We start from the raw sequence: 24,019 nt of genomic DNA on the forward strand, positions 1-24,019 counted from the left end.
CGCGTCTCAGCCTCCACAAGGCTGAAGGATAGTCCACTACCCCAACCCGGACACGTTCCGAGGTAGCCTGCCGGTATTTGAATACCTTACGGAAGCTGCCGCTACTCCCCGAGGGCGTTGGCAAGCGCCTCCGCCGGGTGGGCGGGCGTCTCGTCGGCTGCCTCCAGCTGCGAGCGACAGGAGGCCCCCGGCGCGACCACCTGCTCGCCGGGGCTGGCTGCCACCTGGTCGAACAGAAGCGAGCCGATAGCCATACTCATGGAGTAGTGTTCCGCCTCGTAGCCGAAGGAGCCGGCCATCCCACAGCAGGTGGAATCGAGTGGATCAACGGCGTAGCCAGCCCGCCTGAGCACCCCCACCGCGTGGTGGTCTTTCTTTTCGGCGGCCTGGTGGCAGTGACCATGATAGGTAAGCGAGCCGTCGCCGCGCCAGTCGACAGCGTCGTCGAGCCGGAAGGCATCAAGATACTCACAGAGCCCATAGGTATTCGCCGCGACCGACTCGACAGCCGGCCGCGCCTCGTGGTCCGATCCGACGAGATTGAGCGCGTCCGACTGGAACAGGACAGCGTCGGACGGCTCCACGAGCACGACATCCTTGCCGGCGGCGACCTGCGGTGCAAGCGTCTGGGCGTTCTCGACGACCGCTGCGCGGGCGGTGTCGATGAACCCCTTCGAGTAGGCTGGCCGTCCGGAGTCGCGGGCGTCCGCGAGTTCGACGCGGACATTCGCGGCCTCTAGGACACGGACGGCTGCTTTCCCTGCCTCGGGCCGATTGTAGTTGGTGTAGGTGTCCGGGAAAACGACGGCGGTGCGGTCCGCCTCCGTCGGCGACACGGTCGGTTCCCGCTCGTGGAACCAGTCGACGAACGTCTTGCGGCGGAACGTCGGCAGCGTTCGGTCGGCGGCGATTCCGAGTGTCTTCTCCATCACGGCACGGGCACTTGGCAGCTTCGGGACGATGTTCGACAGCGGCGCGAGCCGGCTGCCCCACCGCGAGAGTGCGTCGATATTGGCGAAGATCCGGGCCCGAAGGCCGGGCCCATTGGCCTCGTGGGCAGCGTGTTCGGCCTCGGCTTTCAGCTTCGCGAGATCAACCCCGGACGGACAGTCGACCTTACACCCTTTGCAGCCGACACACAGATCGAGGACCTCGGTAGCGAACTCCGAGTCCGGGGCGAGCAGTTCGTCCTCGGGAAGGTCGCCGCTCATCGCCGCCCGGAGCATGTTCGCCCGGCCGCGTGTCGACTGTATCTCCTCTTCGGCAGCACGGTAGGTGGGACACATCACACCGCCGGTGGTCGACTGATGGCCGCGACAGCCGCCACAGCCGTGACACAGCTCCACCATCCCCTGCATCCCGTTCTCGTTGGCCCACTCGAGCGCCGGATCGAAGCCAGCGTCGAACTCGTAGCTCGGGGAAAACCGCAGGTTGTCGGTCAGCTCGTGGTCACCACAGACGTTGCCCGGGTTGAGCAGCCAGTCGGGATCGAACGCCGACTTCAGCTCGCGGAACACCCGCCAGAGTCGCTCGCCGTACAGTTTCCGGTTCCACTGCGTCCGCGCGCGGCCGTCGCCGTGCTCGCCGGAGACGCTGCCGCCGTACTCGACGACGAGATCAGTGACGGCGTCCGCGATACCCTCGAACTGCTCGATGCCTTCAAGATGTTTTGTGTTGACGAGCGGGCGAACGTGCAGCACCCCCGGCCCCGCGTGGGCGTAAAAGGAGGCGAATGTGTCGTGCTCGGCGAGCACGTCCTGGAAGTCGGCGACGTACTCTGGGAGATGCTCGGCGGGAACCGCACAGTCCTCGATGAAGGAGATGTGCTTGGCGTCGCTCGTACGGGACAGCAGGATTGGAAGCCCGGATTTGCGCATCTTCCAGAACTTCGTGCGTTGCTCCGCGTCGTGCGCCTCCATCGCAGCCGTTGCGTGTGTGGGCTCGTCCGTCCGTACCCGATCCTCACCTGGGGCGGCCACGGTGTCGGCGCCGGGGACGCGGTCGGCAACGAGGTCGGCCACCTGCTGGCGGCCGTGGTCGTCATCCTCGGCATAGAACTCGACCAGCAGGACGGAATCGGTACCGTCGGGGAGCAACCCAACGACGTCGGCGAACTCCGGAGTGTCACGCGCCAGCCCGAGCAGCGTGTCGTCCATCACTTCGACGGCACACGGCCCGTGCTCGAGGATGGCCGCGACATCTTCCATCGCGTCCAGCAGTGAGTCGTAGGTGAGCAACGCAACCGCCTTCGTCTCGGGGACCGGCTCCAGCGAGACGGTCGCCTCTGTGATGACGGCCAGCGTCCCCTCGCTGCCGGCCAGCAGTCGCGCGAGATTGACCGTCCCCGGCTCACTGTCTGGGGCTATCCCTGTCCCGTCGGGGGTGGGCCGCTGGCCACGGAAGTCGTCGACGAGGGCGTCGAGATTGTAGCCAGAGACGTTCCGCTTCAGGTCCGGATAGCGCGCGTCTACCTCGTCTGCCTCGTCGTCCAGTATCCGGACGACCGCGGCGTAGATTCGCGGCAGCACATCAGCCGCGTCAGGGTCGGCCGCGGCGCGCAACGCTTCGACCTCGATCTCGCCGAACCGGGTGACGGTACCGTCGGCAAGCACGGCCTCGACCTCCTCGAGATAGTAGTCGGTCTTGCCGTAGACGAGTGAGTGAGAGCCGGTGGAGTTGTTGCCGATAGCCCCACCGAGAGCGCTCTTGTCCCCCCAGGCGGGGTCGGGGCCGAACTTGAGCCCGTGGTCGGCGGTCGCCTCGTTCAGCCGCGCGATGGTGACCCCGGGCGCGGCCGTCGCCGTCTGGGCATCGGGGTCGACCGAGTACACCTCGTCCATGTAGCGCGTGAAATCGAGGACGACCGCCTCGTTGACCGACTGCCCCGCCAGTGACGTCCCGCCGCCCCGCGGCAGTACGGGAATCGACTCGGCGGCACAGTACTCGAGGACGGCGGCCACGTCCGCGGTCGACTTGGGGAGCACGACCCCGACCGGGAGCTGTTCGTAGGCGCTGGCGTCTGTCGCGTACAGCTGCCGCGAGTACTCGTCGAACCGGACGTCGCCGTCGACCCGGGCCGCCAGCGCGTCGACCAGCTCCGGACGGGCCACGTCACCGCCGGCGTAGTCGTAGTCGGCGGCCCCGTCCCCAGCGGGGTCACCCTGCTCGTGGGTTGCCATGGCCGGCCATTCGCCCGCAGGGGAATAAACGCCCGGCCACCGGCACCGATGACGCCGAGCCCGTTTCGGTCGCGTGTGTGAGTGACACACGGGCGACGGGCAGCTATACCTGCCGCCGCAGTAGCCACAGGTATGCTCGATACCGGCGAGACGGCCCCCGACTTCGACCTCCCCGGGACGACTGCCGGCCGCATCGGCAGTCACACCCTCACTGAGTACACCGACAACGGGTGGAGCGTCGTCCTCGTGTTCTACCCCGTCGACTTCCACCAGGCGTGCACGAGCCAGTGGTGTTCGTTGCGAGACGCAGACTGGCTGACACTGCTAGACGAGACCGTCGTTGTGGGCGTCGGCGCAGATAGCGTTTACAGTCACCGCGAGTACGCCGAGCGCAACGAGATCGGCTTCACGCTCCTGGCAGACACCGACGGGACTGTCGCCGAAGCGTACGGCGTCCTCGCCGACGAGTTCGAGGGCCATCGGGCGGTGCCCCAGCGGGCGACAGGTGTCGTCGCCCCAGACCGGACGATTCGATACGCGTGGACCGCAGCAGGCCCCGACGACCAACCGAATCTCTCGGCCGTGCGTGCCGCAGCAGAAGGGACACCGACAGCCGAGAGCGACTGAGCCCGGAGCACAACACTTTCTACCAGCCACCTGCTAATCTCGCTACCCGTGGCTATCACCGACAAAATATATCTGAAGAACCACCGACAGATAGCCACACAACTGGAGACATCTATCCCCAAGAGCGCCTTCGCGGGCGCGACGCTGGACCTGCTGTTCCAGGGCGAGGAACTCGCCAATCTCGACGATGCTACGCAGGACCGCGTCTTGGAGTTCGCGACGGACTTTCTCGACTGTGACTGCCAGTCGAACCCCCACTGTGGCCACCCTGAACGGAAGTTCATCCGCTATTTACTGGAGTTGCGCGAACAGGGGCTCGGCCCGGATGCCATCGTCGACGTGATGGGCGACGACTACTCACTGTACGCCTACCCAGGAGACGTGCTCTCCTTCCTCGACGACTCGGTGCGGGCGCTGGAGGCAATCGAGGAACTGGCAGACGTAGACGGCCACGAAGCGACGGCCGCAGAGGCGCGGGAGCGACGACAGCGACTCTCCTGAGTACAGCGGGCGCGAGACGGAGGCCTGCTCCCGTAGACGTGACAGGAGCTCAGGTCGTCCGGAAGGCGCGGTCGCCGGCGTCGCCCAGTCCGGGCACGATGAAGCCGTCTTCGTCGAGCCGCTCGTCGACAGCGACGGTGAGCAGGTCCACCTCGGGGAACGCCTCGTCGACGCGGACGAGCCCCGGCGGCGCCGCCACCGCCGACAGCACGAGCGTTCGCTCGGGGTCAGCCCCCTCGAGCAGCTTCTTCAGCACGGCCGTCATCGTGGAGCCGGTGGCGAGCATCGGGTCCGCGACGATGACGGTGTCGTCCTCGGAGATGTCTGGCAGCTTCATGTAGTCGATGCTGATAGGGAACTCGCCGTCCTCGTTCATACCGGCCTCCTCGTCGCGGCCGGCCGAGATGACACCCTGCTTCGCGCGGGGGAACGCCTTCAACAACCCCTCGACGAACGGCGTCGCCGCGCGCAGGACGTTGACGATGACGACATCGTCGAGGCCTTTGACCCGTTCGCCGGTTGTCTCCGACAGCGGCGTCGTGATGGAGACGTACTCCGTCTCCATGGCGCCGTCGATGATTTCGTAGCCACAGATGCGCCCCAGCTTCACCAGCCCCTTGCGGAAGCTCACCTGTTCGGTCTCGGCCGACCGGAGCCGGGAGAGAGTGTGCTTGGCGAGCGCGTGGTCCACCACATAGGCGTCCTCGCGGTCTTCGATTGTCATACGCGAGTGCGAGGCGGCAAGCGTCAATAACCCACCGCATCGGCCGCAGCCGCCGAAAGGTTAACCCGCTGTGTCGACAATCCAGCAGTGATGGAAGAGAGCGTCGCGGGCTTCCGCGAACGAGGGTCGTGGGGGGACATCGTCGAGCACGGCGAACGGGTCACCCGCGCGATTCGTGACGTGGCCCGCGAGCGCGACGATGTCGATGTCCCCGAGTCGGCCCTCGAGGAGTTCGACGAGTGGCGCCCCAAACAGCACGAACGGCTCGACGAGGACGTCAACGAGAAGACCGCAGAACAGGCCAGCGTCGGCGAGGGCGCCGGCGAGCGCAAAGGCGTCGATCCCGACGAGGACGTCCGTGCGGCCGGCGACAAGCTTGCCGACTCCTACGAGAAACTCGACGACCCCGACGAGGCCGTCGGAGAGTGGCGCGAGTCCGTGGGACATCTCGCGCGGGCGGCCGACTCTGCCGGCCGGAAAGCCCTCCGGAAAGTGGAAGGAACCGTCTACAAGAACGTGATGACCCGTATCGCCCCCTACTACTTCGACAACGAACTCGTCAGCGCCAACGTCGCCCGGCTCGGCGAGGACGACTACGCGCTCGAAATCGGCGTCAACGACGACGACCTGAAGATACACGTCTCCAACCGGCTGGCCGACTACGAGAGTGCCGTCGACCGCTGGCACGTCGACACCGAGAAGGAGACGGATGTCGCCGAGGCCGTCGAGGGGGTTGACCCACCCGACGACCAGACAGAAGGCGACGAGGGCGTCACCGAGGGCCGCTCGCGGCCCACCTCCAACTAACAGGTTCTCACCGGCCCGGTCGCCACGGGAACCCAGCGTGTGGGCGTCTCTGCGTGCACGCGGGGGGAGAGTGACTGGAGACGGACAGAATCCCGTCTGCACGCTCCGGGCGGGAGAGTGCGAGCGAACCACGGGCGCAGTTCACGCGCCCGGCTACCGCGGCACACGAGGGAGACGACGGTCTGGCAGGCCGCCACCGAGCTGGCCAACAGCACGGACGACACCATCGCCGAAACCGAGTCGCGACCGCGAGCGTTGATGTGGCCGGGGGGCTATCCACCCGCATGGACGTTCCACTCCGTGATTCGGTTCCGCTCTCGGAACGCCAGCGGCTCGTTCGCGAGAGCATCCGCGACATCTGTGCCGACTACGACGACGCCTACTGGCGCGAGCGGGCCGCGACCGGCGAGTATCCGACCGACTTCGTCGACGACCTGGCCGAGGCGGGCTGGTTCGGCGTGCTCGTGCCAGAGGCGTACGGTGGTGCCGGCATGGCCACGACGGAGACGGTCGTGATGATGGAGGAGATTGCCGCCAACGGCGGCGGCTTCGCGGCCGCACAGGCCGTCCACGGGGCTGTCTACACCTCGGTGCCGCTGGTCGAGTACGCAAGCGAGTCGCTGAAGGAGGAGCTACTGCCGGCAGTTGCCGCCGGTGAGACACGGATACAGGCGTTCGGGTTGACGGAGCCGAACGCCGGCTCCGAGTCGACAGCCATCGAGACACGAGCCCGTCGCGAGGGCGACGAGTACGTCGTCGACGGCGAGAAAATCTGGACCTCGCGGGTCGACGAGAGTGACCATCTGCTGCTGGTCGCCCGGACTACCCCCCGCGAGGCGGTCGAGAAGGCCACCCGCGGCATCTCGCTGTTTCTCGTGGACCTCGCGGACGCCCGCGACCAGGGCGCCATCGAACTCGACCCCATCGAGAAGACAGCCAGCGAGTTCGTCCACTCGTATAGCGTCCACATCGACGGGCTGCGCGTACCGGCCGACCGGCTGGTCGGCGAGGAAGGCCGCGGCTTCTATCACGTCCTTGATGGGCTCAACGAGGAGCGGCTCGTCATCGCGGCGGAGTGTCTCGGCCTCGGCGAACTCGCCTTGGAGACGGCCGTCGAGTACGCCGGCGAACGGGAGGTGTTCGGCGGCCCCATCGGACGGAACCAGGCCGTCCAGCACCCGCTCGCGGAGGCGTACGCGCGGCTTCGAGCGGCCCGTGGCGAGACGTATCGGGGCGCCGAGGCCGCCGCCACCGGCGTTGACCGCGAGCGACTGGGTGCGTACGCGAACGCGGCGAAGTACCTCGCCGCCGACGCCGCGTTCGAGGCGGCCGATGCCGCCGTCCAGACCCACGGCGGCTTCGGCGTCGCCCGCGAGTACGATGTCGAACGCTACTTCCGGGAGGCACGGCTCACCCGGCTGGTCCCCGTGACACAGGAACTCGCGTTGAATTTCCTCGGCGAGAACGCACTCGGCCTCCCGCGGAGCTACTGAGCGACGTCGGGCCCGCCAGGACGCGGGACGCTTTTTACTGAGCGGTCGCCCGAGAGGAGTATGCCGGACGACACCGACGACACAGACACGGACAGACGCATCGTGGCCGGCTGGCAGGGCCGCTTCTTCGAGGATTTCACCGTGGGCGACATCTACAAACACCCGTACGGGCGGACAGTGACCGAGACGGACAACGTCTGGTTCACGAACGTGACGATGAACCTCAACCCGATGCATTTCAACGAGGCGTACGCCGCCGAGACGGAGTTCGGCGAGCGGCTCGTCGACGGCACGTTCGTCATCGCGCTCGCTGTGGGGATGAGCGTCATCGACGTGAGCGCGAACGCAACGGCAAACCTCGGGTACGACGACGTCCGCCACACAGGGCCGGTCTTCCACGGCGATACCATCTTCGCCGAAAGCGAGGTGCTCTCGAAGCGAGAGAGCGACTCGCGCGACCACGTCGGAATCGTAGAGACAGAGCTGCGAGCCTACAACCAGGATGACGAGCAGGTACTCGAGCTGAAGCGGACGCCGATGGTGCTGAAACGCGAACACGCCGAGCCGTCCGCAGCCCAGCCGACCGGCTGGCCGGCAGGCGTCGGAACGACGCCCGAGGAGCTGTGAGCGACCGGATTGCCGACGGCCTCCCGGTACGGTCGGCCGAGGCTGTCGCCGCTGACGTTCAGCCAGGCACCGTCCTTGGCATCTCGGGGTTCGGAAGCGTCGGCTACCCGAAGGCGGTCCCACTTGCGCTGGCGGCCCGCGAGGACGCGGCCGACCTCGATTTGACGGTTATCAGCGGCGGGAACGTGGGCGCAGAGATCGATGACACCCTGATGTCGACAGGCGCAATCACACGTCGCTACCCATACCAGGGGACCGACGTGTCGAACGCGCGGGTCAACGACGGCCGACTGGCATTTCACGATCGACACGTCTCTGCGCTGGCCGACGAGCTGCTGTATGGCGGCCTCCCCCGGCCAACGCTGGCCGTCGTCGAGGCCGTCGCCGTCGGCGACGGCTGGCTTGCCCCGTCTACGTCGCTCGGTCACACGCCGGCGGTCGTCGAAGCGGCCGACCGGCTGGTCGTTGAAGTGAACGACGCCCAGCCCCGCGGACTCGAACAGCTACACGATGTCCACCGGCCGGCGGCCCCGCCCGAGCGTGCCCCGATTCCCGTCTCCCGGACGGGCGAGCGGGTCGGTGACACGCGTGTCCACTTCCCCCGCGACAAGTTGGCGGCGGTCGTCCGTACGGACCGCCCGGACGCAACCTACGAATTCCGCGACCCAACGGCCGACGACCGGGCGCTTGCGGCCAACCTCGCTGGATTCCTCGCGGACGAACTCACCCGGAATCCGGCCCTCCAGGACGCCCTCCACCTCCAGTTCGGCGTCGGAAGCGTTGGCAACGCTGTCGCGCTCGCGGTCGAACAGCTCGACCCTGGCGACCGTGAGGTGGCGTACTTCGGAGAGGTGATACAGGACTCCGTACTGGACCTGCTTGACGCGGGGGAACTGTCGGCGGCGAGTGCGACCTCGCTGGCGCTGTCCGAGTCAGGACAGGCACGGCTCTTCGCCGATCTCGAGCGATACGCCGACCAGGTGGTGTTACGGCCCGCAGATGTGTCGAACGCCCCCGGCCTCGTCGACCGGTTCGGCGTCGTCGCAGTCAACGCCGCTGTCGAGGTGGACCTGACCGGTCACGTCAACTCCACGCATGTCCGGGCGAATCGGATGGTGAACGGCATCGGCGGCAGCGGCGACTACACCCGCAACGCGCTCGTCTCCTGTGTCGCCCTCCCATCGACAGCCGCCGAGGGCGACATCTCACGAATCGTTCCGTTCGCCACCCACGTCGACCACACGGAACACGACGCAGACGTGTTCGTCACCGAACAGGGGGTCGCAGACCTGCGCGGGCTCGCGCCTCGCGAGCGGGCCCGCGAGATGCTCACGATCGCTCACCCGACGTTCCGGCCGGCGCTGGAGCGGTATCTGGAGCGAGGGCTCGAACGGGGCGGCCACGCCCCCCACCACGTGGAGACGGCGCTGTCGGAACTCGACCCCGAGGATTAGCCGACCGCCCGGACGGCGAGGATACACGCGAGCGCCGCGAGGCTACACACGGCCAGCAGCATCCACCCCGCCTCGTAGCCGGCGGCGTCGGCGAGATAGCCGAACGCCGGCGGCACGAGCAGGCCGCCGACGTTGATTGCCGTCTGTCCCCCGGCCGTCGCCGCGCCGACCTCGTCCGAGCCGACGAGCGCGGCCAGACACGAGTAGTAGACCCCCGTCGAGCCGACGATACTCACCCCGACGCCGAGCAGAAGCGCGACAGCGACGGCTGCCTCGGGGTCGAGCGCCAGTCCGCCGAACAACAGCGCCGCGAGGCCGGCCTGTCCGGCGGTGACCGCGGCCGCCCCCCGACCGCCGCCGAGCCGGTCGGCGAGCGCGCCCGCCAAGAGTCGGCCGGCGCTGCCTGTCGTCTGGACGCCCGCGAGGACGACGCCGGCGAGCGCCGGCGAGAGGCCGACGGCCTCGTCGGCGTACAACAGCGCGTAGCCGACGGTCGTGAACACCGTCGCGCCGACGAACAGCCCTGCGAGGACGAGCAGCAGGTACGCCCGGTTGCCACGGAGGCTGCCGACATCCGGCAGCGTCCACTCGCCGCCGGCGTCGGTACCGCGGTATGTGGCGGCGAAGACGACCGAGTAGCCGCCGGCGACAGCCGCGATGACGGCGAACCCCCACTGCCACGCGGCGACGGCCGCGACGCCGGCGACGACGAGCGATGCGGCTCCGGAGCCGGCGGTGACGCCCACCTGCTTCAGCCCCATCGCCGAATTCTCCCGGCCGGGTGGGGCGTGCGCGACGATGCCGCGGTTCGATGCGGGCATCGCGGGGGCGTAGAACACACCGAGGAGGAAGGCCGCGGCCAGCAGCAGCGCGAACGTCGGCGCGACGCCCACCAGGCCGGCCGCGACAGCGAGTCCGGCAAGCGCGGCCAGCATCACCCGTCGCTCGCCGAATCCGTCGACGGCCGCGCCGCTCGGGAGGAGAGCGAGCGTGTACCCGAGCGTCGCCGTCGCCGCGAGCACGCCGATCAGCGTCCGGGAGACGCCGAACGACGACCGGAAGTACGTGGTCGCGGCGAACACCGAATAGTAACACAGTGAGGCAGCTGCCTGCCAGCCCGTCACGGAACCGACAGATCGCCAGCTACCCGACGCGCGGCGCACGCCCCCGGCTCCGCCGGTCGGACAGAAAAGCCGACCGACCGCCGTCCAGCGCGGCTACCGGTCGCGAACCCGCTCAACGACCCCCCGTGCGAGCGCCTCGAACGACGCCTCCGAGGGAACAACGTCGACAGCGATACCCGCCTGCTCTGCCGTCTCGCGCGTCGGCTCGCCGATACACCCGACCACGGCATCGTTCACGCCGGCGATAGCCGCCTCCCGGACACCCCGCTCCGCAGCCGCTGCGAGGAAGTGTTCGACGGTCAGCGAGGAGGTGAACGCAGCACCCGCGAGGTCGCCGGTGGCGGCCCGCTCGGCCGACACCCCACTGTCGGCCGGCCGAGTCAGCTCGTAGAGGATTGTCTCGTGGACGTACGCGCCAGCGTCGTTCAGCCCGTCGAGCAAGACGTCGCTGCCGTGATCCGAGCGAGCCACCTCGACACGGGCACCGGCCACCTCGGACTGGAGCCGGGCGACGAGCCCCGACGAGGAGAACTCGCTGGGCACCACGTCCACCGGATAGCCGTGGTCGCGCAGCGCCGCCGCCGTCGAGTCGCCGATAGCACATACCGTTCCCGAGGCAGGCCAGCCGGCGTCGGCGACGAGTTCCACCCCGGTCTTCGACGTGAAGATGACGAAGGCGGCCTCCTCGCGGGGAACAGCACCTGTCGGGGCGACGGCGAGCATCGGGTCGCCCAGCGGGTCGACGCCCAGCGAGGCAAGGAGGTCAACCGCCTCGCGGAGTCGTTCGTCGGCCGGCCGAAAGACGGCAACTGTGGGTTTCATATATCGGTATGGAGTTTACGACTGCTCGTTGCCCGACTCGTAGGGGCTCGCGAGAAACGCGCGTACACGCGCTCTCGTGGCCGCGACCGGGCCGATGATGGTCACTGCGGGTGGTTCGATGCCCACCTCATCGCGGACATCGACGATGCTGGCGAGAGTGCCGACCGCGACGCGCTGGTCGGGCCAGCTGCCCCGTTCGACAAGTGCGACTGGCGTGTCGCCAGCCATCCCTGCCTCCCGGAGCGCGGCGGTGTAGTCGGGGAGTTTGCCGACGCCCATGTAGACGACGATGGTGCCGCCCGTCGCGGCCAGCGCCGCCCAGTCGACGGCCGACTCCGGCTTCGTGGGATCTTCGTGGCCGGTGACGAACGACACCGAGGAGGCGTACTCGCGGTGGGTGACCGGGATGCCAGCAACGCCCGGCCCCGCGACGCCCGCAGTGACGCCTGGCACCACCTCGAACTCGACGTCGTGGGCCGCGAGGTGTTCCATCTCCTCGCCGCCCCGCCCGAAGACGAACGGATCACCGCCCTTCAGCCGGACGACTGTCCGCCCCTCCTGGGCGAGTTCGACCAGCCGGTCGTTGGTGTACTCCTGGGGGGTACGCTCGCCGCCCGCCCGCTTGCCGACATCCTCCGCCTTCTCGTCAGGGACCAACGCCAGCGACGGCCCAGGGAGCTTGTCGTGAAGGACGACATCCGCCTCCTCGATGAGGCGACGCGCCTTCACGGTCAGCAGCTCCGGATCGCCGGGCCCGCTCCCGACGAGATAGACGATACCGTCAGCCATCGACCTCCTCGCGAGCCTGCTGGACGAGGTCGGCTGCCCCCCGCTCGCGCAGGTCGGCAGCGAACGAGGCGGCTGCCGTCGCATGGTCTGCTACGGGGATATCGCGGGTTTCCTGAATCGACTCGCTGCCGTCCGTCGCGAGCACACGCGCCACCGTGTGGACGTGTCTGCCCTGGAGGACAGCGTAGACGCCGATTGGGGCGACACAGCCGCCGTTCAACTCCCCGAGGACCGTCCGCTCGACGGTGGTCTCTACACGGGTGCGCGGGTGGTCGATGCTGTTGACCGTCGCGCCCATCTCGCCGTCGCGGGCGGTGATCGCAATGGCACCCTGGCCCGGTGCCGGGACGAACTGCTCGGGGGCGAGCCGCTCGTACGCGACGTGCGCCAGCAGGCCCGCCCGCTCGAGCCCCGCCTGCGCCATCATCAGGGCATCGTACTCGACGTCTGGGTCACGCTCCAGCGCTCGCCGCTGTATCTCCGCCAGCCCATCGAACCACTCGTCGACGTCGCTTTCGGTCGCATCGCCGGCCTCGACCTGCTCGACAAGCCGCTGATGAGTCGCCTGCAGCGACGGCGCGAGCAGCTTCTCGACGCGCGTGTCGACGTTGCCGCGAATCGGCTCGACCGTGAGATCGGGCCGCTCGGCCAGCAGTTGCGCCCGGCGTCGCAGACTGCCGGTGCCGACCGTCGCCCCCTCGGGAAGCTCCGCGAGCGTCCCGCCGTCGGGCGTTACCAGCACGTCCGCCGCCGCCGCCCGCTCGGGGACGCCCGCGACGACGAGGTCCTCGGGGAATTCCGTCGGCATGTCCTTCATAGAGTGGACAGCTGCGTCACACTCCCCGTCGAGCACGCGCTGGTCGAGCGCGCGGACGAACGCCCCCGTCCGGCCGAGCCGGTGGATGAGTTCGTCGCCGATTCTGTCGCCTTCCGTCTCTACCTCCACAAGCTGTACCTCACGCCGGCGCGTCGCCAGCCGGTCCCGGACCGACGCCGCCTGCCGGAGCGCGAGATCCGAGCCGCGGGTGGCGAGCCGTATGTCCATACCCGGCCGTTGACGGCCACGCTCAAACCCCCTTCGGGTCCAGGGCGTAAACTGTATGCGACGATATAGAATCGCCGATTGACGACGGCGACGCGCATCGCTGGCTGCGGGTACCGCGTCTCCCCCGCCAGCGCAGGAATCCACCGCACACAGCACCCCGGGCCAGCGACGACAGGTCAGCGAGGCAAGCAACCCCAAGTTGGCACCCGCGACGTACCCGGACGGCGCCGAGCCGGCTCGCGACGCGTCGCGAACTGCTCGTCTGGACGGCATCTGTAGCGACCCTCGACGCTGGCCCGCTCGTGTGCGGCCGCGGCGGGGCCGACACCTCGACGACGGAGAGGACAGCCTTGGCGCGCTGCTCGCAATCGTTACACGACAGCCTGGAACCGTTGTCGTGGGTCTATCGGCGGCGGTCGTCCCGCCGCACTGCCGCGTGGGCCGGTGGCCCGGCGAACGACGGCTGACTCAGAACGGCGGCGAGAAGTCCTCGTACTCGTCCATCTCTTCCATCTCCTCGGTCTTCGAGGGCATGACGGCCGCGCGCGGGCCGCTCGCCCGCACCACCTCGACATCCTCGATATCCTCAAGCTCGGCAGGCAGCCGGTTCTCGATAGCCTTCATCGTCATCGGCGCGATACCACAGCCGGAACAGGCACCGCCGATGGCGACCGTCACCCGGCCAGCCTCCTCGTCGACATCGCGTATCTCGAAGTTGCCGCCGTGCTGCTGGATCTGGGACACCTCGTTGCTCAGGTAGCTCCGCGTCCGACGCTCGAGGCCTTCCGCGCTCATACGTGTGGAAAGTCGCATGTATTGGTAATAAAACTGTCTCGTTTTGGCTGGCCTAAAGTTTCGGTCTACACGGCTCTCGGCAACTCTATCGTCCGTCTTCGGTTTCAGATTTCGAAACGTGATATGTTCCAGACACCCTCGTCAACCCCGGAGACTTATGCCCGGCGGGGCCCGTCCCCCGACGGATGGATACCAACCGGGTGATCGCGTGGGGAGTGCTGGTCGTCGTCTGCGCGGCGGTTGTCGCTGCACCCGTCGCGGGAGCGGAGGTGGGGACCCGAACTGCGCCGAACCCCTGCGTTGGGACCGTGCACGACGCACCCGACCGGACGACACTCGTCACGATTCAGGGGGCACGTGGCGCCGAGAAGACGGCTGCGATGCTGGTGAGTCTCCGGCCCGACGGGAGCGTTCGGGGCCTCCACAATGGCTCGGCCCACGGGAAGTGGTGGTTCTACGATGTGGACCCGCTGGCGAACGGCAACCTCCTGCTGTCGACGACCGAACCCGGCGTCTCCGTCGTCGAGGAGCTCTCGCCGACGGGCACCCACGTCGCGACTCGTCGGTTCCCGAACGTCCTCGACTCTCACGACGCAGACCTCGTCGATGGCGAATTGCTCGTCACCGATATGAGCCGCGACGGGAACGACCGTGTGTTCGCGTACAACCTCTCGGCCGGCGAGCGCACGTGGCAGTACCGCTTTGCCGACCACGCGGCGTTCCCAACGTCTGGTGGGGGCCCCTACGGGGGCGACTGGACCCACAACAACGATATCGAGGCCATCGGCGACGGATTGGTGATGGTGTCGGTGCGCAACTTCGATACTGTCGTCGCGATCGACCGCGAGACCAAAGAGATAGCCTGGCAACTGGGAAGCGACGACAACCGCGAGGTGCTGTTCGAGCAGCACAATCCCGACTACCTGGAGACGCCCACAGGTCGGCCGACCGTGCTGGTCGCGGACAGCCGCAACGACCGGGTGGTCGAGTACACCCGGACCGACGACGGCTGGACACTGACGTGGGCGGTGAGTGGATTCGCGGAGCCGCGGGACGCCGACCGGCTCCCCAACGGCAACACACTCGTCGTCGACCGCCGGGGCGACCGGCTGGTAGAGGTGACGCCAACCGGCGAGGTGGTCTGGGAGGTCTACACGCCGTGGCAGCCGTACGACGCAGAGCGGCTCGGAACGGGCGACGAGTCGACGGGTCCGACGATGCGCGAACACGGGACGACCGGCCGGTACGAGGCGACCGGCGGCGCCGATTTCGGCCCGGAGCGAAAGGAGGCCTGTTACGCGTTCCTGCAGGGCGTCACAGCGGACCGACTCCTGCCTCAGGAGACCCCGACACCGACAGCGGCGTCGACACAAACGGCGACGCAGGCGACAGACGACGGACAGACGCCGGCTGGGCTCGCCCGCGGCAGCGGGGCCGACCCGAGCGCCGGCTGGCTGCTGGCCGGCGGGCTGCTGGCCACCGTCGTTGGCCTCCTCCTGTACGGCCGCCGACCGTGACTGCGTGGGGCGCGCACAGCCTCGGCAGGGCTTTTCACCCTGGCGGCGTACGGACAAGTGATGACACTCGAACTGTACGAGCTCGAAGGCTGTCCGTACTGCGCGAAGGTAATAGAGAAGCTGGACGAACTCGGTCTGGAGTACGAATCCCACATGGTCCCCCGCTCGCACAGCGAGCGGACAGAGGTGAAAGAGGTCAGTGGGCAGACGGGCGTGCCGGTGCTCGTCGACGAGGAGCACGACGTCGAGGGGATGCCCGAGAGTGACGATATTGTCGCGTATCTCGAGGAGACGTACGGCGACGCCGCGAGCGCGTAGCCGGGCTTACAGACACGCCCGATAGGCTTCGAGCGTCCGCTCGACGTCCTCTTCTGTGTGGGCATACGAGACGAAGTTCGCCTCGAACTGATTCTGCGAGACGAGGACTCCCTCCTCCTGCATTGCTGGCCGGAACAGCCGCGCGTACCGGTCGGTCGCCATGTGACCGGCGTCGGTGCCCCGCTTGGGACAGTCGCCGAACCGGGCACACTCCGGGTCCTGACGACAGCCGCTCGCACAGCAGGCGTCCGCGGGCGGCGACTCCGCCCGCGTGAACGCGACCTTGAAGATGGAGTCGGTGCCGACGACGGTGTACTCGGGGGCCCGCTCGGCGACAATCTCGGAAAGCCCCTCGCGCAACTGCCGGCCGAGCGCATTGACGTGCTCGTAGACGTCGTGCTCGGCAGCGTACTTCAACCCCTCCAGACCGGCAGCCATCGTCGCCGGATGCCCGGAGAAGGTACCCGCCTGGAACACGTCGCCCGAGGGGGTGAACTGCTCGACGTACTCCGTCTTGCCGCCGATCGCGCCGACAGGGAACCCACCGCCGATGATCTTGCCGAACGTCGTCAGGTCGGGGTCGATGCCGAACTTCGACTGGGCACAGCCAAGCCCCCCGACCCGGAACCCCGTGATGACCTCGTCCCAGACCAGCAGGGCACCGGCATCCTCACACAGCTCCGCCAGCGTCCTGTGGTAGCCATCGACCGGGTAGGCGATGCCGGCGTTCGCCTGCACCGGCTCCACCAACACCGCCGCGATGTCGTCACCGTGGCGCTCGAAGACATCCTTGGCGGCCTCGGGGTCGTTGAACGGCACGGGGAGCGTGTGCTGGGCGAACGACTGCGGGATGCCGTCGGTCGAGGGGCGCGGATGGTCGGCATCGCCCTCGACGAGCGTCGACTCCTGGGCACCGTGGTAGCCGCCCTGCATCACGACCACCTTGTTGCGCTCTGTGACTGCCCGCGCGAGCCGGACCGCCGACACGGTCGCCTCGGTCCCGCTGTTGACGAACCGGATCATCTCGACAGAGGGGACGTGACGGGTGACGAACTCGGCATGTTCCACCTCGAGTTCCGTCGGCATCCCGAACACTGGCCCCTCGGCGACCCGCCGCTGGACAGCCGCAGTCACTGGCTCGGGCAGATCGTGGCCATACAGGAGCGGCCCAAGCCCCTGAATCCAGTCAATATAACGGGTCCCATCGGCATCGACGACGTGACCACCTTCGCCCTTGCGCGCGAACACGGGATACGGCTGGGGAGCCGCGCGAACCGCACTGTTCACGCCGCCAGGTAGCACCGACAGCGCCCGGTCGTAGATCTCGCGGGAACGCTCGTTCGACATGTCCGCCGGTAGTGGTGGGACGACGTTAGTAGTTACCTGTCCGGCCCGATGGTCGGTACGCTGATTAGACGCGAGCGCGAGGCTCCGGTCGATGCTGCCCTCCTCGTGGAAACGTGACTTCGCCAGTGGCCTCGTGGTGCTCGTCCCTGTGCTCGCGACGGCGGTCGTCGTCTCCTACGTCTACTCGCTGATCCTCGCGGTCGCGCTCTCCTCGCGCGTGTTCCCCCCCGAGACCCCCCGCCCGGTCGTCGTGCTCGTGGCGCTGGTGGTGTTCGGGCTGTTCGTCCTCGCGGTAGGCTATCTGATGCGCACCACCGTCGGCGACATCATCGAACAGGGCCTCGACGATGTGTTCAACCGGCTACCCGGGCTTCGTATCGTCTACAATGCCTCGAAGATGGCCGCCGAGACGGCACTCTCTGGCACGGAAGAACTCCAGTCACCAGTGAAGCTGGAGGCGTGGAACGGGCTCCGGATGACCGCATTCAAAACGGGCAAAACAACCGAAGACGGCCGGGACGTGCTCTTCCTGCCGACATCGCCGAACATCACCACCGGCTACGTCATCGAGGTGAAGCCGGACCGATACGAACTTGTCGACGAGAGCGTCGAGGACGCACTGACACGCATCCTCTCTGCAGGGTTTGGCGAGTCCAGAGAGACGGTCCCCGCTGACCTCGTCGAGCCAGAGGAGTAAACAACGGCCTGGCGAGTGGGTGATACCGGATCGGCGTGCCCTCTACCCCACTCGCTTGTGTGTTTGCCGAGCCCAGAAGTCCGGCACCGCGCGAGGCTGGGGCCTCCGGCTTGAAGGAGGTACGTCAGCCCGACACAATCGCCCGCAGCGCGAACAGCGCGTTCGCCTTGCGCTCGCGCACCCGCCGATAGAAATACGAGAGCCACTTCGTGCCGTAGGGGGCATACTGGTAGACATCGTAACCAGCCGCTGCCAGGTCGAACTGGGCCGATTCGCGGACCCCCATCAGCATCTGCACCTCGAAGGGTGTACCGTGTTCGGCGTGCAGTGTCTTCGCGCGCTCGATCATCTCGGGGTCGTGGCTGCCGACCGCGACGTGGTCGGCGTGTGTGAACAGATACGCAAGATGGTCGTGATACGCACGATTCACCCGGGCCTTCTCCCGGTAGGCCAGCTCCGGCGGCGGGTCGTAGGCGCCCTTCACCAGCCGTATCCGCCCCGGAAGATCGACCAGCCGCCGAAGATCCTCGCGGGTGCGCTTCAGATTCGCCTGCACACACAGCCCCATCCGCGGATACGTCGTGACGTGCGCCTCGAAGGCGTCCAGCGTCGCATCGACCGTCGTGTGGTCCTCCATGTCCATCCAGACGAAGATATCATGCGCGCGGGCCGCCTCCACCACGGTCCCGAGCTGCTCTCGGAAGACCGCCTCGGAGATGTCGAGCCCGAGCTGGCTCGGCTTCACCGAGATACACCCGGCAACCGAGAGGTCGGCATCGGCGAGCGCTCGGATCAGGGCCGCGTAGGCGGCCGCCTCCTGCTCGGCGTCGGCGGGGTCATCGTAGTGTTCGCCAAGCAGGTTCAGAATGGTCCCAACGCCCTGCTCGTCGAACCGGCGTGCGTGTGCCAGCGCCGTGTCGACATCCTCGCCGGCGACGAAGTTGTTCGCGATGGGCGGAATCATACGCCCGGGTAGGGGCCCTCCGATTAAGCCTGTATCCCTCCCGGTCACGCCCGACCGGGGCGACTTTACGCCGGGGACGTCCACGCCCGGTATGGTCGTCGAGACGCTGGCCGTCGCCGTGTGGGCGATGCTGCCCGCATACGTCCCCAACAATGCCGCAGTGCTGGTGGGCGGCGGGACGCCTATCGATGCCGGCCGCTCGTACGGCGGTCGGCGGCTGCTCGGCGACGGAAAGACCTGGCGCGGGACCGCCGGCGGGACACTCGCCGGCGTGCTGCTGGCCGGCCTGCTCAACCTCGGCCGGCCAGCCATCGCGGGGGCGACCGGGCTCGACCTGCCGGGATTCCCGCCGGCAGCGGCTGTCGCGCTCGCGGCCGGCGCAATGGCCGGCGACATCCTGGCGTCGTTCCTCAAGCGTCGAACCGGCCGTGAGCGCGGAGCCTCCTTCCCTGGCCTCGACCAGCTCGACTTCGTCGCCGCGGCACTGGTGCTCGCGTTTCTCGTCGCGCCAGCGTGGGCCGCGAGCGTCTTCACGCTCCCCGTCATCGTCGCCGTCGTCGTCGTCACTCCCGTGCTTCATCTGTCGACGAACGCCGGCGCGTACCTGCTCGGGCTGAAGGAAGAGCCCTACTGACCACCAGTCGGGCTCTCAAGGAGCCCCGCGTCCGTGTGCCACGCTGGGACACCGGATGGGGACACCCCGTACCGACAGTCTTGGGCTGACACGGAACGCGCGAGTGCCAACCCTCCACGGGGAGGAGGAGGAGGGCAAGCCACCGCGCCGCTGCCCGGGATATCACGCTCTGGCAGCCCGAGAGTGCGCCCGCCGGTCACGCTCGGTCGCTGATATCCGCCCACCTCCGAAGCGGTGGGCGTTCGCTTGCTCCGTGTCAGGAGCCGCCGAGCAGGAACACCGTCACGCCGGCGAGAAGACACTCGAACGAGAGGGTGCCCAGCGCCGATAACACGACGAACCGACGGTCATCCATCTCGGCGAGCCCTGCCGGGACGGTGAGCATCCCTCTAGTGAACAGGAGGGTGTTGGAGACGGGGACGACGACAGGGCCCCAGCGGTCGAACCAGGTGTCGAATCGAGCGAGTCTGTCACCGTCGACCCGAAACCACCGGCGCTCGAGGAGTCGCTCGCGGCCGAGTCGCTTCGCGGCGGTAAACAGCGCAAACTGGCCGGCCGTCGCCCCGATGACGGCGACGACCAGCACGACGGCGATATCCGCGGGATCCGTGCCGAGCAAGAGCACCGCCGCCGGGACGATTCCCTCGCTTGGGACAAAATACAGCAGCATCGCCCCCTCGAGTAGGAACACGCCCAACAGAACGAGAAGGGCGAACTCCGAGGCGAGAATCTCGCCGATGACAGGCGTCGCCTCCGCGACGGCGTCCTGGAGGAACCCACGGATATCGACCTGACCCGGCACGCAGTGGGGTTGCCGGCCGGCCGGTAAATCCCTTACCGTCGCGCACGAACGACGCGGTTTTGAGCCGTGATATCCCACACACACGTATGGATATCACCGACCGGCCACGGCGACTCCGCGCAGACGGGGTGCGGGGGCTCGTGCGCGAGACGACACTCTCGCCGTCGGATTTCGTCGTGCCCGTGTTCGTCGACGCGACGACCGACGAGCGGGTGCCAATCGAGTCGATGCCGGGCCACGAACGGGTCCCGGTCGAGGAGGCAGTCGCGCGGGTGCGCGAGATTACCGAAACGGGCATCGAGTCGGTCATCCTCTTTGGCGTCCCCGAGTCGAAGGACGCCACCGGGTCGCGGGCGGACGTCGAGGACGGCGTCATTCAGCGGGCGACCCGCCGCATCACCGCCGAGACGGACGCGTACGTGATGACGGATCTGTGTCTCTGTGAGTACACCGACCACGGCCACTGTGGCATCCTCGAGGAACACGCCAGCGACGGCGACGGTGATGCCGGGCTGACGGTACAGAACGACGCGACTCTGGAACGGTACGCCTCGGTCGCCCGCTCACACGCCGCGGCAGGCGCAGACATGATTGCCCCCTCGGGGATGATGGACGGCCAAGTGGCCGCCATCCGCGAGGGGCTGGACGCCGGTGGCCACGAGGACGTGCCGATACTCGCGTACGCCGCCAAGTACGAGTCGGCATTCTACGGGCCGTTCCGGGATGCCGCCGATGGGGCGCCCGCCTTCGGCGACCGACGGCACTACCAGATGGATCCCGGAAACCGGCGGGAGGCGGCCCGTGAGGTGCGACTCGATGTCGAGCAGGGCGCCGACGCCCTGATGGTGAAGCCGGCACTGCCGTACCTCGACATCCTGCGTGAAGTCCGCGAGCAGGTCGACCGACCCGTCGCCGCCTACAACGTCTCCGGCGAGTACGCGATGTTGCACGCGGCCGCCGAGCAAGGGTGGCTCGACCTCGACGAGGTCGCCCACGAGTCGCTGCTTGCGATCAAGCGGGCGGGCGCAGACCTCATCCTGACGTACTTTGGCGAGCGGGTCGCGCGCCGGCTCTGAGCCGGGCGACGGCCGCATATCGGGTGGACGAACGGGCAGATACGAGCCACACGAACGGTCGGTATCTGGACGCGCCACAACCTTAAATACGTAATATTCTTGTGTAAATTGCGCATACGACCACCGAACAGTACATATATTCACATCTGTCAACCAAGTGCTTATTACATACGAATTCGTGAACGTCAGATGCAATGCACGAGACGAACGTTGGGGGATTCGGTGTAAAATACACCGAAGTACAGAATACGAACGGAATCTGGGCAAGAGGTGTCCACTCGTGACGGTCCCGCTGCAGGTGGCTCCGGAGGTCGCAGCAGGGGCAAACACCATCTGGGCGCTGGTCGTGGCGTTCCTCATCTTCTTCATGCAGCCAGGGTTCGCGCTGCTGGAGGCGGGCCAGGTGCGCGCCAAAAACGTGGGCAACGTCCTCATGAAGAATATGACCGACTGGACGCTGGGCGTGCTGGCGTACTTCATCGTCGGCTTTGGGCTCTCGTCGGTCGTGGGAGCGCTGACGAGCGGGAGTGCCATCGGCTCGCCGTTCGCGTATCTCGCTGATCCGACCGCGTGGGTCGGCTGGCTCGTCGGCGCAGTGTTCGCCATGACGGCCGCCACCATCGTCTCTGGCGCTGTCGCCGGCCGGATGAACTTCACCGCCTACGTGTTCGTGGCGGCGGTGATGACCGCCGTCATCTACCCGGTGACGACGGGGATGACGTGGGCAGGCGGGCTGCTCTCGGCGAATGGGTTCATCGGCCAGGCGCTCGGCGCAGGCTATCTCGACTTCGCCGGCGCGACTGTCGTCCACATGCTCGGCGGGATGGCCGGCCTCATGGGAGCGAAGATGGTTGGCCCCCGCAAGGAGCGGTACGACGAGAATGGCGACGCACAGGCCATCCCCGGCCACTCGATGCTGCTGGCCGTGCTGGGGACGTTCATTCTCGCGTTCGGCTGGTACGGCTTCAACGTCGGCACGTCTTCCATCTTCAGCGGCGACAACGTCCTCCTGAGCGCCCAGCTCGGGCGTGTCGCACTCGTCACGACGCTGGGCATGGGAGCCGGTGGCCTGGCTGCGATGGCCGTCTCCGGCGCGTTCCAGGGGAAGCCGGACCCCCTGTGGACCGCCAATGGCATCCTCGCGGGCCTGGTTGCCGTGACCGGCGCCGTCCCCCACGTCACGTGGTGGGGCGGAGCCATCCTCGGTGCGATTGCAGGCGCACTCGTCCTGCCGACGTACCGGTGGGTCGTCGACTCGCTGAAGATCGACGACGTCTGTGGCGTCTTCGCCGTCCACGGGAGTGCCGGCGCCATCGGAACGGCTCTGATTCCGGTGTTCGCCGTCGGCGGCTTCTCTGTCGGCCAGCTCATCGTCCAGGTGGTCGGTGTCGTCGTCATCGGGACGTGGGCTGTCGTTGGCTCCATCGTCACCTTCGGCATCGCCGACGCACTGTTCGGACTGCGCGTCTCCGACGAGGAGGAAGAGACGGGGCTCGACGAGAGCGAGCACGGCGTCTCTGTGTATCCCGAGTTCGTTGCGGGCGGAAGCCGCGAAAGCCCGACCGTCAGCACCGACGGCGGCTACGGGGGTGAGGCCGATGACTGAGGAGATCAAGCTGGTGATGGCGTTCATCCGGCCGGACAAGCTGCCGGACGTGAAAGAGGGGCTCGCCGAAATCGGCGCACCGTCGCTCACCGTCACCGATGTCTCCGGGCGCGGTTCACAGCCCGCGAAGACGGGCCAGTGGCGCGGCGAGGAGTACACCGTCGACCTCCACCAGAAGGTGAAAATCGAGTGTGTGGTCAACGACATCCCCGCCGAAGACGTGGCCGAGGCGATCAGCGAGTCGGCCAAAACCGGCGAGCCCGGCGACGGCAAGGTGTTCGTGCTCCCTGTCGAGAGCGCCTACCAGATCCGCACCGGCAAGACCGGCCCCGACGCCGTCTGAGACCCGTTCCGGCGCGTTTATCTTCCGGCACGTCCCAGCCCGCACATGCCACGCGAGTTGCTCGCGGCGCTGCGGGCGGCCGACGCCGTCCGGTTCGGCGAGTTCGAACTGTCACACGGCGGCACCTCTGACTACTACGTCGACAAGTATCTCTTCGAGACGGACCCGCGCTGTCTCCGACTCATCGCCGATGCCTTTGCCGAGCGCACAGACGGGAAGCTAGCCGGCGTCGCGCTTGGGGCCGTCCCGCTCGTGGCCGCGACCAGCGTCGCTGCCGACGCACCGTATGTCATCGTGCGCAAGAAGACCAAAGACTACGGCACCGGCAACCGCATCGAGGGCCGACTCACGGACGGTGAAGAGGTCGTCGTCATCGAGGACATCGCGACGACGGGCCAGTCGGCTGTCGACGCCGTCGAGGCACTCCGCGAGGCGGGAGCCGTCGTGAACCGTGTTCTCGTTGTCGTTGACCGCGAAGAGGGCGCCCGCGAGCATCTTGCCGACCACGGCATCGAACTGAAGGCGCTGCTCACCGCCTCGGAACTGCTCGCTGATCGGTAAACAGCGGGAGTCGCGCACTGAACCAGGTTGGTCACTCCTCGTCGAACAGCCGCTCCTCGTAGTCAGGCTCACCGTCGTCTCCGCCCGCAACGTCGTCGTCTGTCCCGATCCCCCGATGGCGTGCGGATCAGTGGTTCCGCTCTCGCCCCCGCTCGCGGCGCCGCCGC

The 24,019-nt window shown here is 67.7% G+C and carries 24 protein-coding genes; 14 read left to right on the top strand and 10 right to left on the bottom strand.

Going from position 1 to position 24,019, the window contains the following annotated elements; translation table 11 throughout:
* Positions 1 to 101: 101 nt before the first annotated feature.
* Positions 102 to 3,179 (bottom strand): FAD-binding and (Fe-S)-binding domain-containing protein, encoded by a 3,078-nt coding sequence (locus ABEJ63_RS13295; RefSeq protein ID WP_375796852.1) that lies wholly within the window; start codon positions 3,177 to 3,179, stop codon positions 102 to 104.
* Positions 3,180 to 3,311: 132 nt separating this feature from the next.
* On the opposite strand from ABEJ63_RS13295, the gene ABEJ63_RS13300 reads away from it, so the two are divergent.
* Positions 3,312 to 3,806 carry a redoxin domain-containing protein gene (locus ABEJ63_RS13300; RefSeq protein WP_375796853.1) on the top strand — a complete coding sequence of 165 codons (495 nt, stop codon included), beginning with the start codon at positions 3,312 to 3,314 and terminating at the stop codon, positions 3,804 to 3,806.
* 48 nt (positions 3,807 to 3,854) lie between these two features.
* Positions 3,855 to 4,307: a DUF5814 domain-containing protein gene (locus tag ABEJ63_RS13305; RefSeq protein WP_375796854.1), complete on the top strand. Its 453-nt coding sequence runs from the start codon at positions 3,855 to 3,857 to the stop codon at positions 4,305 to 4,307.
* 49 nt (positions 4,308 to 4,356) lie between these two features.
* On the opposite strand, the gene upp is transcribed toward ABEJ63_RS13305, so the two are convergent.
* Positions 4,357 to 5,031, bottom strand: a complete 675-nt coding sequence (gene upp / locus ABEJ63_RS13310) for a uracil phosphoribosyltransferase (protein ID WP_375796855.1) — start codon at positions 5,029 to 5,031, stop codon at positions 4,357 to 4,359.
* A gap of 90 nt (positions 5,032 to 5,121) precedes the next feature.
* Here upp and ABEJ63_RS13315 point away from each other — a divergent pair, with 90 nt between their 5' ends.
* From ABEJ63_RS13315 to ABEJ63_RS13330, 4 genes are all read left to right on the top strand, one after another.
* Positions 5,122 to 5,838 (top strand): DUF5828 family protein, encoded by a 717-nt coding sequence (locus tag ABEJ63_RS13315; RefSeq protein WP_375796856.1) that lies wholly within the window; start codon positions 5,122 to 5,124, stop codon positions 5,836 to 5,838.
* Positions 5,839 to 6,122: 284 nt separating this feature from the next.
* Positions 6,123 to 7,331, top strand: coding sequence for an acyl-CoA dehydrogenase family protein (locus ABEJ63_RS13320; RefSeq protein WP_375796857.1), 1,209 nt, complete (start codon positions 6,123 to 6,125; stop codon positions 7,329 to 7,331).
* A gap of 60 nt (positions 7,332 to 7,391) precedes the next feature.
* Positions 7,392 to 7,958 carry a MaoC family dehydratase gene (locus ABEJ63_RS13325; protein ID WP_375796858.1) on the top strand — a complete coding sequence of 189 codons (567 nt, stop codon included), beginning with the start codon at positions 7,392 to 7,394 and terminating at the stop codon, positions 7,956 to 7,958.
* On the top strand, positions 7,955 to 9,412 hold the full coding sequence (locus ABEJ63_RS13330; protein ID WP_375796859.1) for an acetyl-CoA hydrolase/transferase C-terminal domain-containing protein: 1,458 nt from the start codon (positions 7,955 to 7,957) through the stop codon (positions 9,410 to 9,412). The genes ABEJ63_RS13325 and ABEJ63_RS13330 overlap by 4 nt, the downstream gene beginning before the upstream one ends.
* Here ABEJ63_RS13330 and ABEJ63_RS13335 read toward each other — a convergent pair.
* From ABEJ63_RS13335 to ABEJ63_RS13355, 5 genes are all read right to left on the bottom strand, one after another.
* A complete protein-coding gene (locus ABEJ63_RS13335) occupies positions 9,409 to 10,536 on the bottom strand; it encodes an MFS transporter (RefSeq protein WP_375796860.1) in 1,128 nt (375 codons plus the stop codon). The genes ABEJ63_RS13330 and ABEJ63_RS13335 overlap by 4 nt on opposite strands.
* Before the next feature lie 93 nt (positions 10,537 to 10,629).
* Positions 10,630 to 11,358: a uroporphyrinogen-III synthase gene (locus ABEJ63_RS13340; RefSeq protein WP_375796861.1), complete on the bottom strand. Its 729-nt coding sequence runs from the start codon at positions 11,356 to 11,358 to the stop codon at positions 10,630 to 10,632.
* A gap of 15 nt (positions 11,359 to 11,373) precedes the next feature.
* Entirely contained in the window at positions 11,374 to 12,147 is a 774-nt protein-coding gene (gene cobA, locus ABEJ63_RS13345) for a uroporphyrinogen-III C-methyltransferase (protein WP_375796862.1), read from the bottom strand.
* A complete protein-coding gene (gene hemC, locus ABEJ63_RS13350; protein ID WP_375796863.1) occupies positions 12,140 to 13,192 on the bottom strand; it encodes a hydroxymethylbilane synthase in 1,053 nt (350 codons plus the stop codon). The genes cobA and hemC overlap by 8 nt, the downstream gene beginning before the upstream one ends.
* 468 nt (positions 13,193 to 13,660) lie before the next feature.
* On the bottom strand, positions 13,661 to 13,987 hold the full coding sequence (locus ABEJ63_RS13355) for a NifU family protein (protein ID WP_375796864.1): 327 nt from the start codon (positions 13,985 to 13,987) through the stop codon (positions 13,661 to 13,663).
* Between the two features lie 185 nt (positions 13,988 to 14,172).
* On the opposite strand from ABEJ63_RS13355, the gene ABEJ63_RS13360 reads away from it, so the two are divergent.
* Together ABEJ63_RS13360 and ABEJ63_RS13365 are read left to right on the top strand one after the other, a co-directional pair.
* Positions 14,173 to 15,504 carry an aryl-sulfate sulfotransferase gene (locus tag ABEJ63_RS13360; RefSeq protein WP_375796865.1) on the top strand — a complete coding sequence of 444 codons (1,332 nt, stop codon included), beginning with the start codon at positions 14,173 to 14,175 and terminating at the stop codon, positions 15,502 to 15,504.
* 57 nt (positions 15,505 to 15,561) lie between these two features.
* Positions 15,562 to 15,822 (top strand): glutathione S-transferase N-terminal domain-containing protein, encoded by a 261-nt coding sequence (locus ABEJ63_RS13365; protein WP_375796866.1) that lies wholly within the window; start codon positions 15,562 to 15,564, stop codon positions 15,820 to 15,822.
* 6 nt (positions 15,823 to 15,828) lie between these two features.
* On the opposite strand, the gene ABEJ63_RS13370 is transcribed toward ABEJ63_RS13365, so the two are convergent.
* Positions 15,829 to 17,169 (bottom strand): glutamate-1-semialdehyde 2,1-aminomutase, encoded by a 1,341-nt coding sequence (locus ABEJ63_RS13370; RefSeq protein ID WP_375796867.1) that lies wholly within the window; start codon positions 17,167 to 17,169, stop codon positions 15,829 to 15,831.
* 91 nt (positions 17,170 to 17,260) lie between these two features.
* Here ABEJ63_RS13370 and ABEJ63_RS13375 point away from each other — a divergent pair, with 91 nt between their 5' ends.
* Positions 17,261 to 17,866, top strand: a complete 606-nt coding sequence (locus ABEJ63_RS13375) for a DUF502 domain-containing protein (RefSeq protein WP_375796868.1) — start codon at positions 17,261 to 17,263, stop codon at positions 17,864 to 17,866.
* A gap of 124 nt (positions 17,867 to 17,990) precedes the next feature.
* Here the strand turns inward: ABEJ63_RS13375 and ABEJ63_RS13380 are convergent, their stop codons facing one another.
* Complete coding sequence (locus ABEJ63_RS13380) at positions 17,991 to 18,830, bottom strand: proline dehydrogenase family protein (protein WP_375796869.1); 840 nt, start codon at positions 18,828 to 18,830, stop codon at positions 17,991 to 17,993.
* Between the two features lie 91 nt (positions 18,831 to 18,921).
* On the opposite strand from ABEJ63_RS13380, the gene ABEJ63_RS13385 reads away from it, so the two are divergent.
* Complete coding sequence (locus ABEJ63_RS13385) at positions 18,922 to 19,464, top strand: CDP-2,3-bis-(O-geranylgeranyl)-sn-glycerol synthase (RefSeq protein ID WP_375796870.1); 543 nt, start codon at positions 18,922 to 18,924, stop codon at positions 19,462 to 19,464.
* Between the two features lie 256 nt (positions 19,465 to 19,720).
* Here the strand turns inward: ABEJ63_RS13385 and ABEJ63_RS13390 are convergent, their stop codons facing one another.
* Complete coding sequence (locus ABEJ63_RS13390; protein ID WP_375796871.1) at positions 19,721 to 20,266, bottom strand: DedA family protein; 546 nt, start codon at positions 20,264 to 20,266, stop codon at positions 19,721 to 19,723.
* 86 nt (positions 20,267 to 20,352) lie between these two features.
* On the opposite strand from ABEJ63_RS13390, the gene hemB reads away from it, so the two are divergent.
* From hemB to pyrE, 4 genes are all read left to right on the top strand, one after another.
* Complete coding sequence (gene hemB, locus ABEJ63_RS13395) at positions 20,353 to 21,342, top strand: porphobilinogen synthase (protein WP_375796872.1); 990 nt, start codon at positions 20,353 to 20,355, stop codon at positions 21,340 to 21,342.
* Positions 21,343 to 21,622: 280 nt separating this feature from the next.
* On the top strand, positions 21,623 to 22,948 hold the full coding sequence (locus ABEJ63_RS13400; protein ID WP_375796873.1) for an ammonium transporter: 1,326 nt from the start codon (positions 21,623 to 21,625) through the stop codon (positions 22,946 to 22,948).
* Entirely contained in the window at positions 22,941 to 23,291 is a 351-nt protein-coding gene (locus ABEJ63_RS13405; protein ID WP_375796874.1) for a P-II family nitrogen regulator, read from the top strand. Before ABEJ63_RS13400 ends, ABEJ63_RS13405 begins: the two co-directional genes overlap by 8 nt.
* A 45-nt stretch (positions 23,292 to 23,336) precedes the next feature.
* Positions 23,337 to 23,852, top strand: a complete 516-nt coding sequence (gene pyrE / locus ABEJ63_RS13410) for an orotate phosphoribosyltransferase (RefSeq protein ID WP_375796875.1) — start codon at positions 23,337 to 23,339, stop codon at positions 23,850 to 23,852.
* The last annotated feature ends 167 nt before the right edge of the window (positions 23,853 to 24,019 follow it).

This window comes from Halosegnis sp. (assembly GCF_042216475.1).
Taxonomy (GTDB): Archaea; Halobacteriota; Halobacteria; order Halobacteriales; family Haloarculaceae; genus Halosegnis.

Coding starts and splice junctions, on each gene's coding strand:
- ABEJ63_RS13295 (WP_375796852.1), bottom strand. CDS start 3,179: ATGGCAACCCACGAGCAGGGTGACCCCGCTGGGGACGGGGCCGCCGAC.
- ABEJ63_RS13300 (WP_375796853.1), top strand. CDS start 3,312: ATGCTCGATACCGGCGAGACGGCCCCCGACTTCGACCTCCCCGGGACG.
- upp (WP_375796855.1), bottom strand. CDS start 5,031: ATGACAATCGAAGACCGCGAGGACGCCTATGTGGTGGACCACGCGCTC.
- ABEJ63_RS13315 (WP_375796856.1), top strand. CDS start 5,122: ATGGAAGAGAGCGTCGCGGGCTTCCGCGAACGAGGGTCGTGGGGGGAC.
- ABEJ63_RS13320 (WP_375796857.1), top strand. CDS start 6,123: ATGGACGTTCCACTCCGTGATTCGGTTCCGCTCTCGGAACGCCAGCGG.
- ABEJ63_RS13325 (WP_375796858.1), top strand. CDS start 7,392: ATGCCGGACGACACCGACGACACAGACACGGACAGACGCATCGTGGCC.
- ABEJ63_RS13340 (WP_375796861.1), bottom strand. CDS start 11,358: ATGAAACCCACAGTTGCCGTCTTTCGGCCGGCCGACGAACGACTCCGC.
- cobA (WP_375796862.1), bottom strand. CDS start 12,147: ATGGCTGACGGTATCGTCTATCTCGTCGGGAGCGGGCCCGGCGATCCG.
- hemC (WP_375796863.1), bottom strand. CDS start 13,192: ATGGACATACGGCTCGCCACCCGCGGCTCGGATCTCGCGCTCCGGCAG.
- ABEJ63_RS13355 (WP_375796864.1), bottom strand. CDS start 13,987: ATGAGCGCGGAAGGCCTCGAGCGTCGGACGCGGAGCTACCTGAGCAAC.
- ABEJ63_RS13360 (WP_375796865.1), top strand. CDS start 14,173: ATGGATACCAACCGGGTGATCGCGTGGGGAGTGCTGGTCGTCGTCTGC.
- ABEJ63_RS13370 (WP_375796867.1), bottom strand. CDS start 17,169: ATGTCGAACGAGCGTTCCCGCGAGATCTACGACCGGGCGCTGTCGGTG.
- ABEJ63_RS13375 (WP_375796868.1), top strand. CDS start 17,261: ATGCTGCCCTCCTCGTGGAAACGTGACTTCGCCAGTGGCCTCGTGGTG.
- ABEJ63_RS13380 (WP_375796869.1), bottom strand. CDS start 18,830: ATGATTCCGCCCATCGCGAACAACTTCGTCGCCGGCGAGGATGTCGAC.
- ABEJ63_RS13385 (WP_375796870.1), top strand. CDS start 18,922: ATGGTCGTCGAGACGCTGGCCGTCGCCGTGTGGGCGATGCTGCCCGCA.
- hemB (WP_375796872.1), top strand. CDS start 20,353: ATGGATATCACCGACCGGCCACGGCGACTCCGCGCAGACGGGGTGCGG.
- ABEJ63_RS13405 (WP_375796874.1), top strand. CDS start 22,941: ATGACTGAGGAGATCAAGCTGGTGATGGCGTTCATCCGGCCGGACAAG.
- pyrE (WP_375796875.1), top strand. CDS start 23,337: ATGCCACGCGAGTTGCTCGCGGCGCTGCGGGCGGCCGACGCCGTCCGG.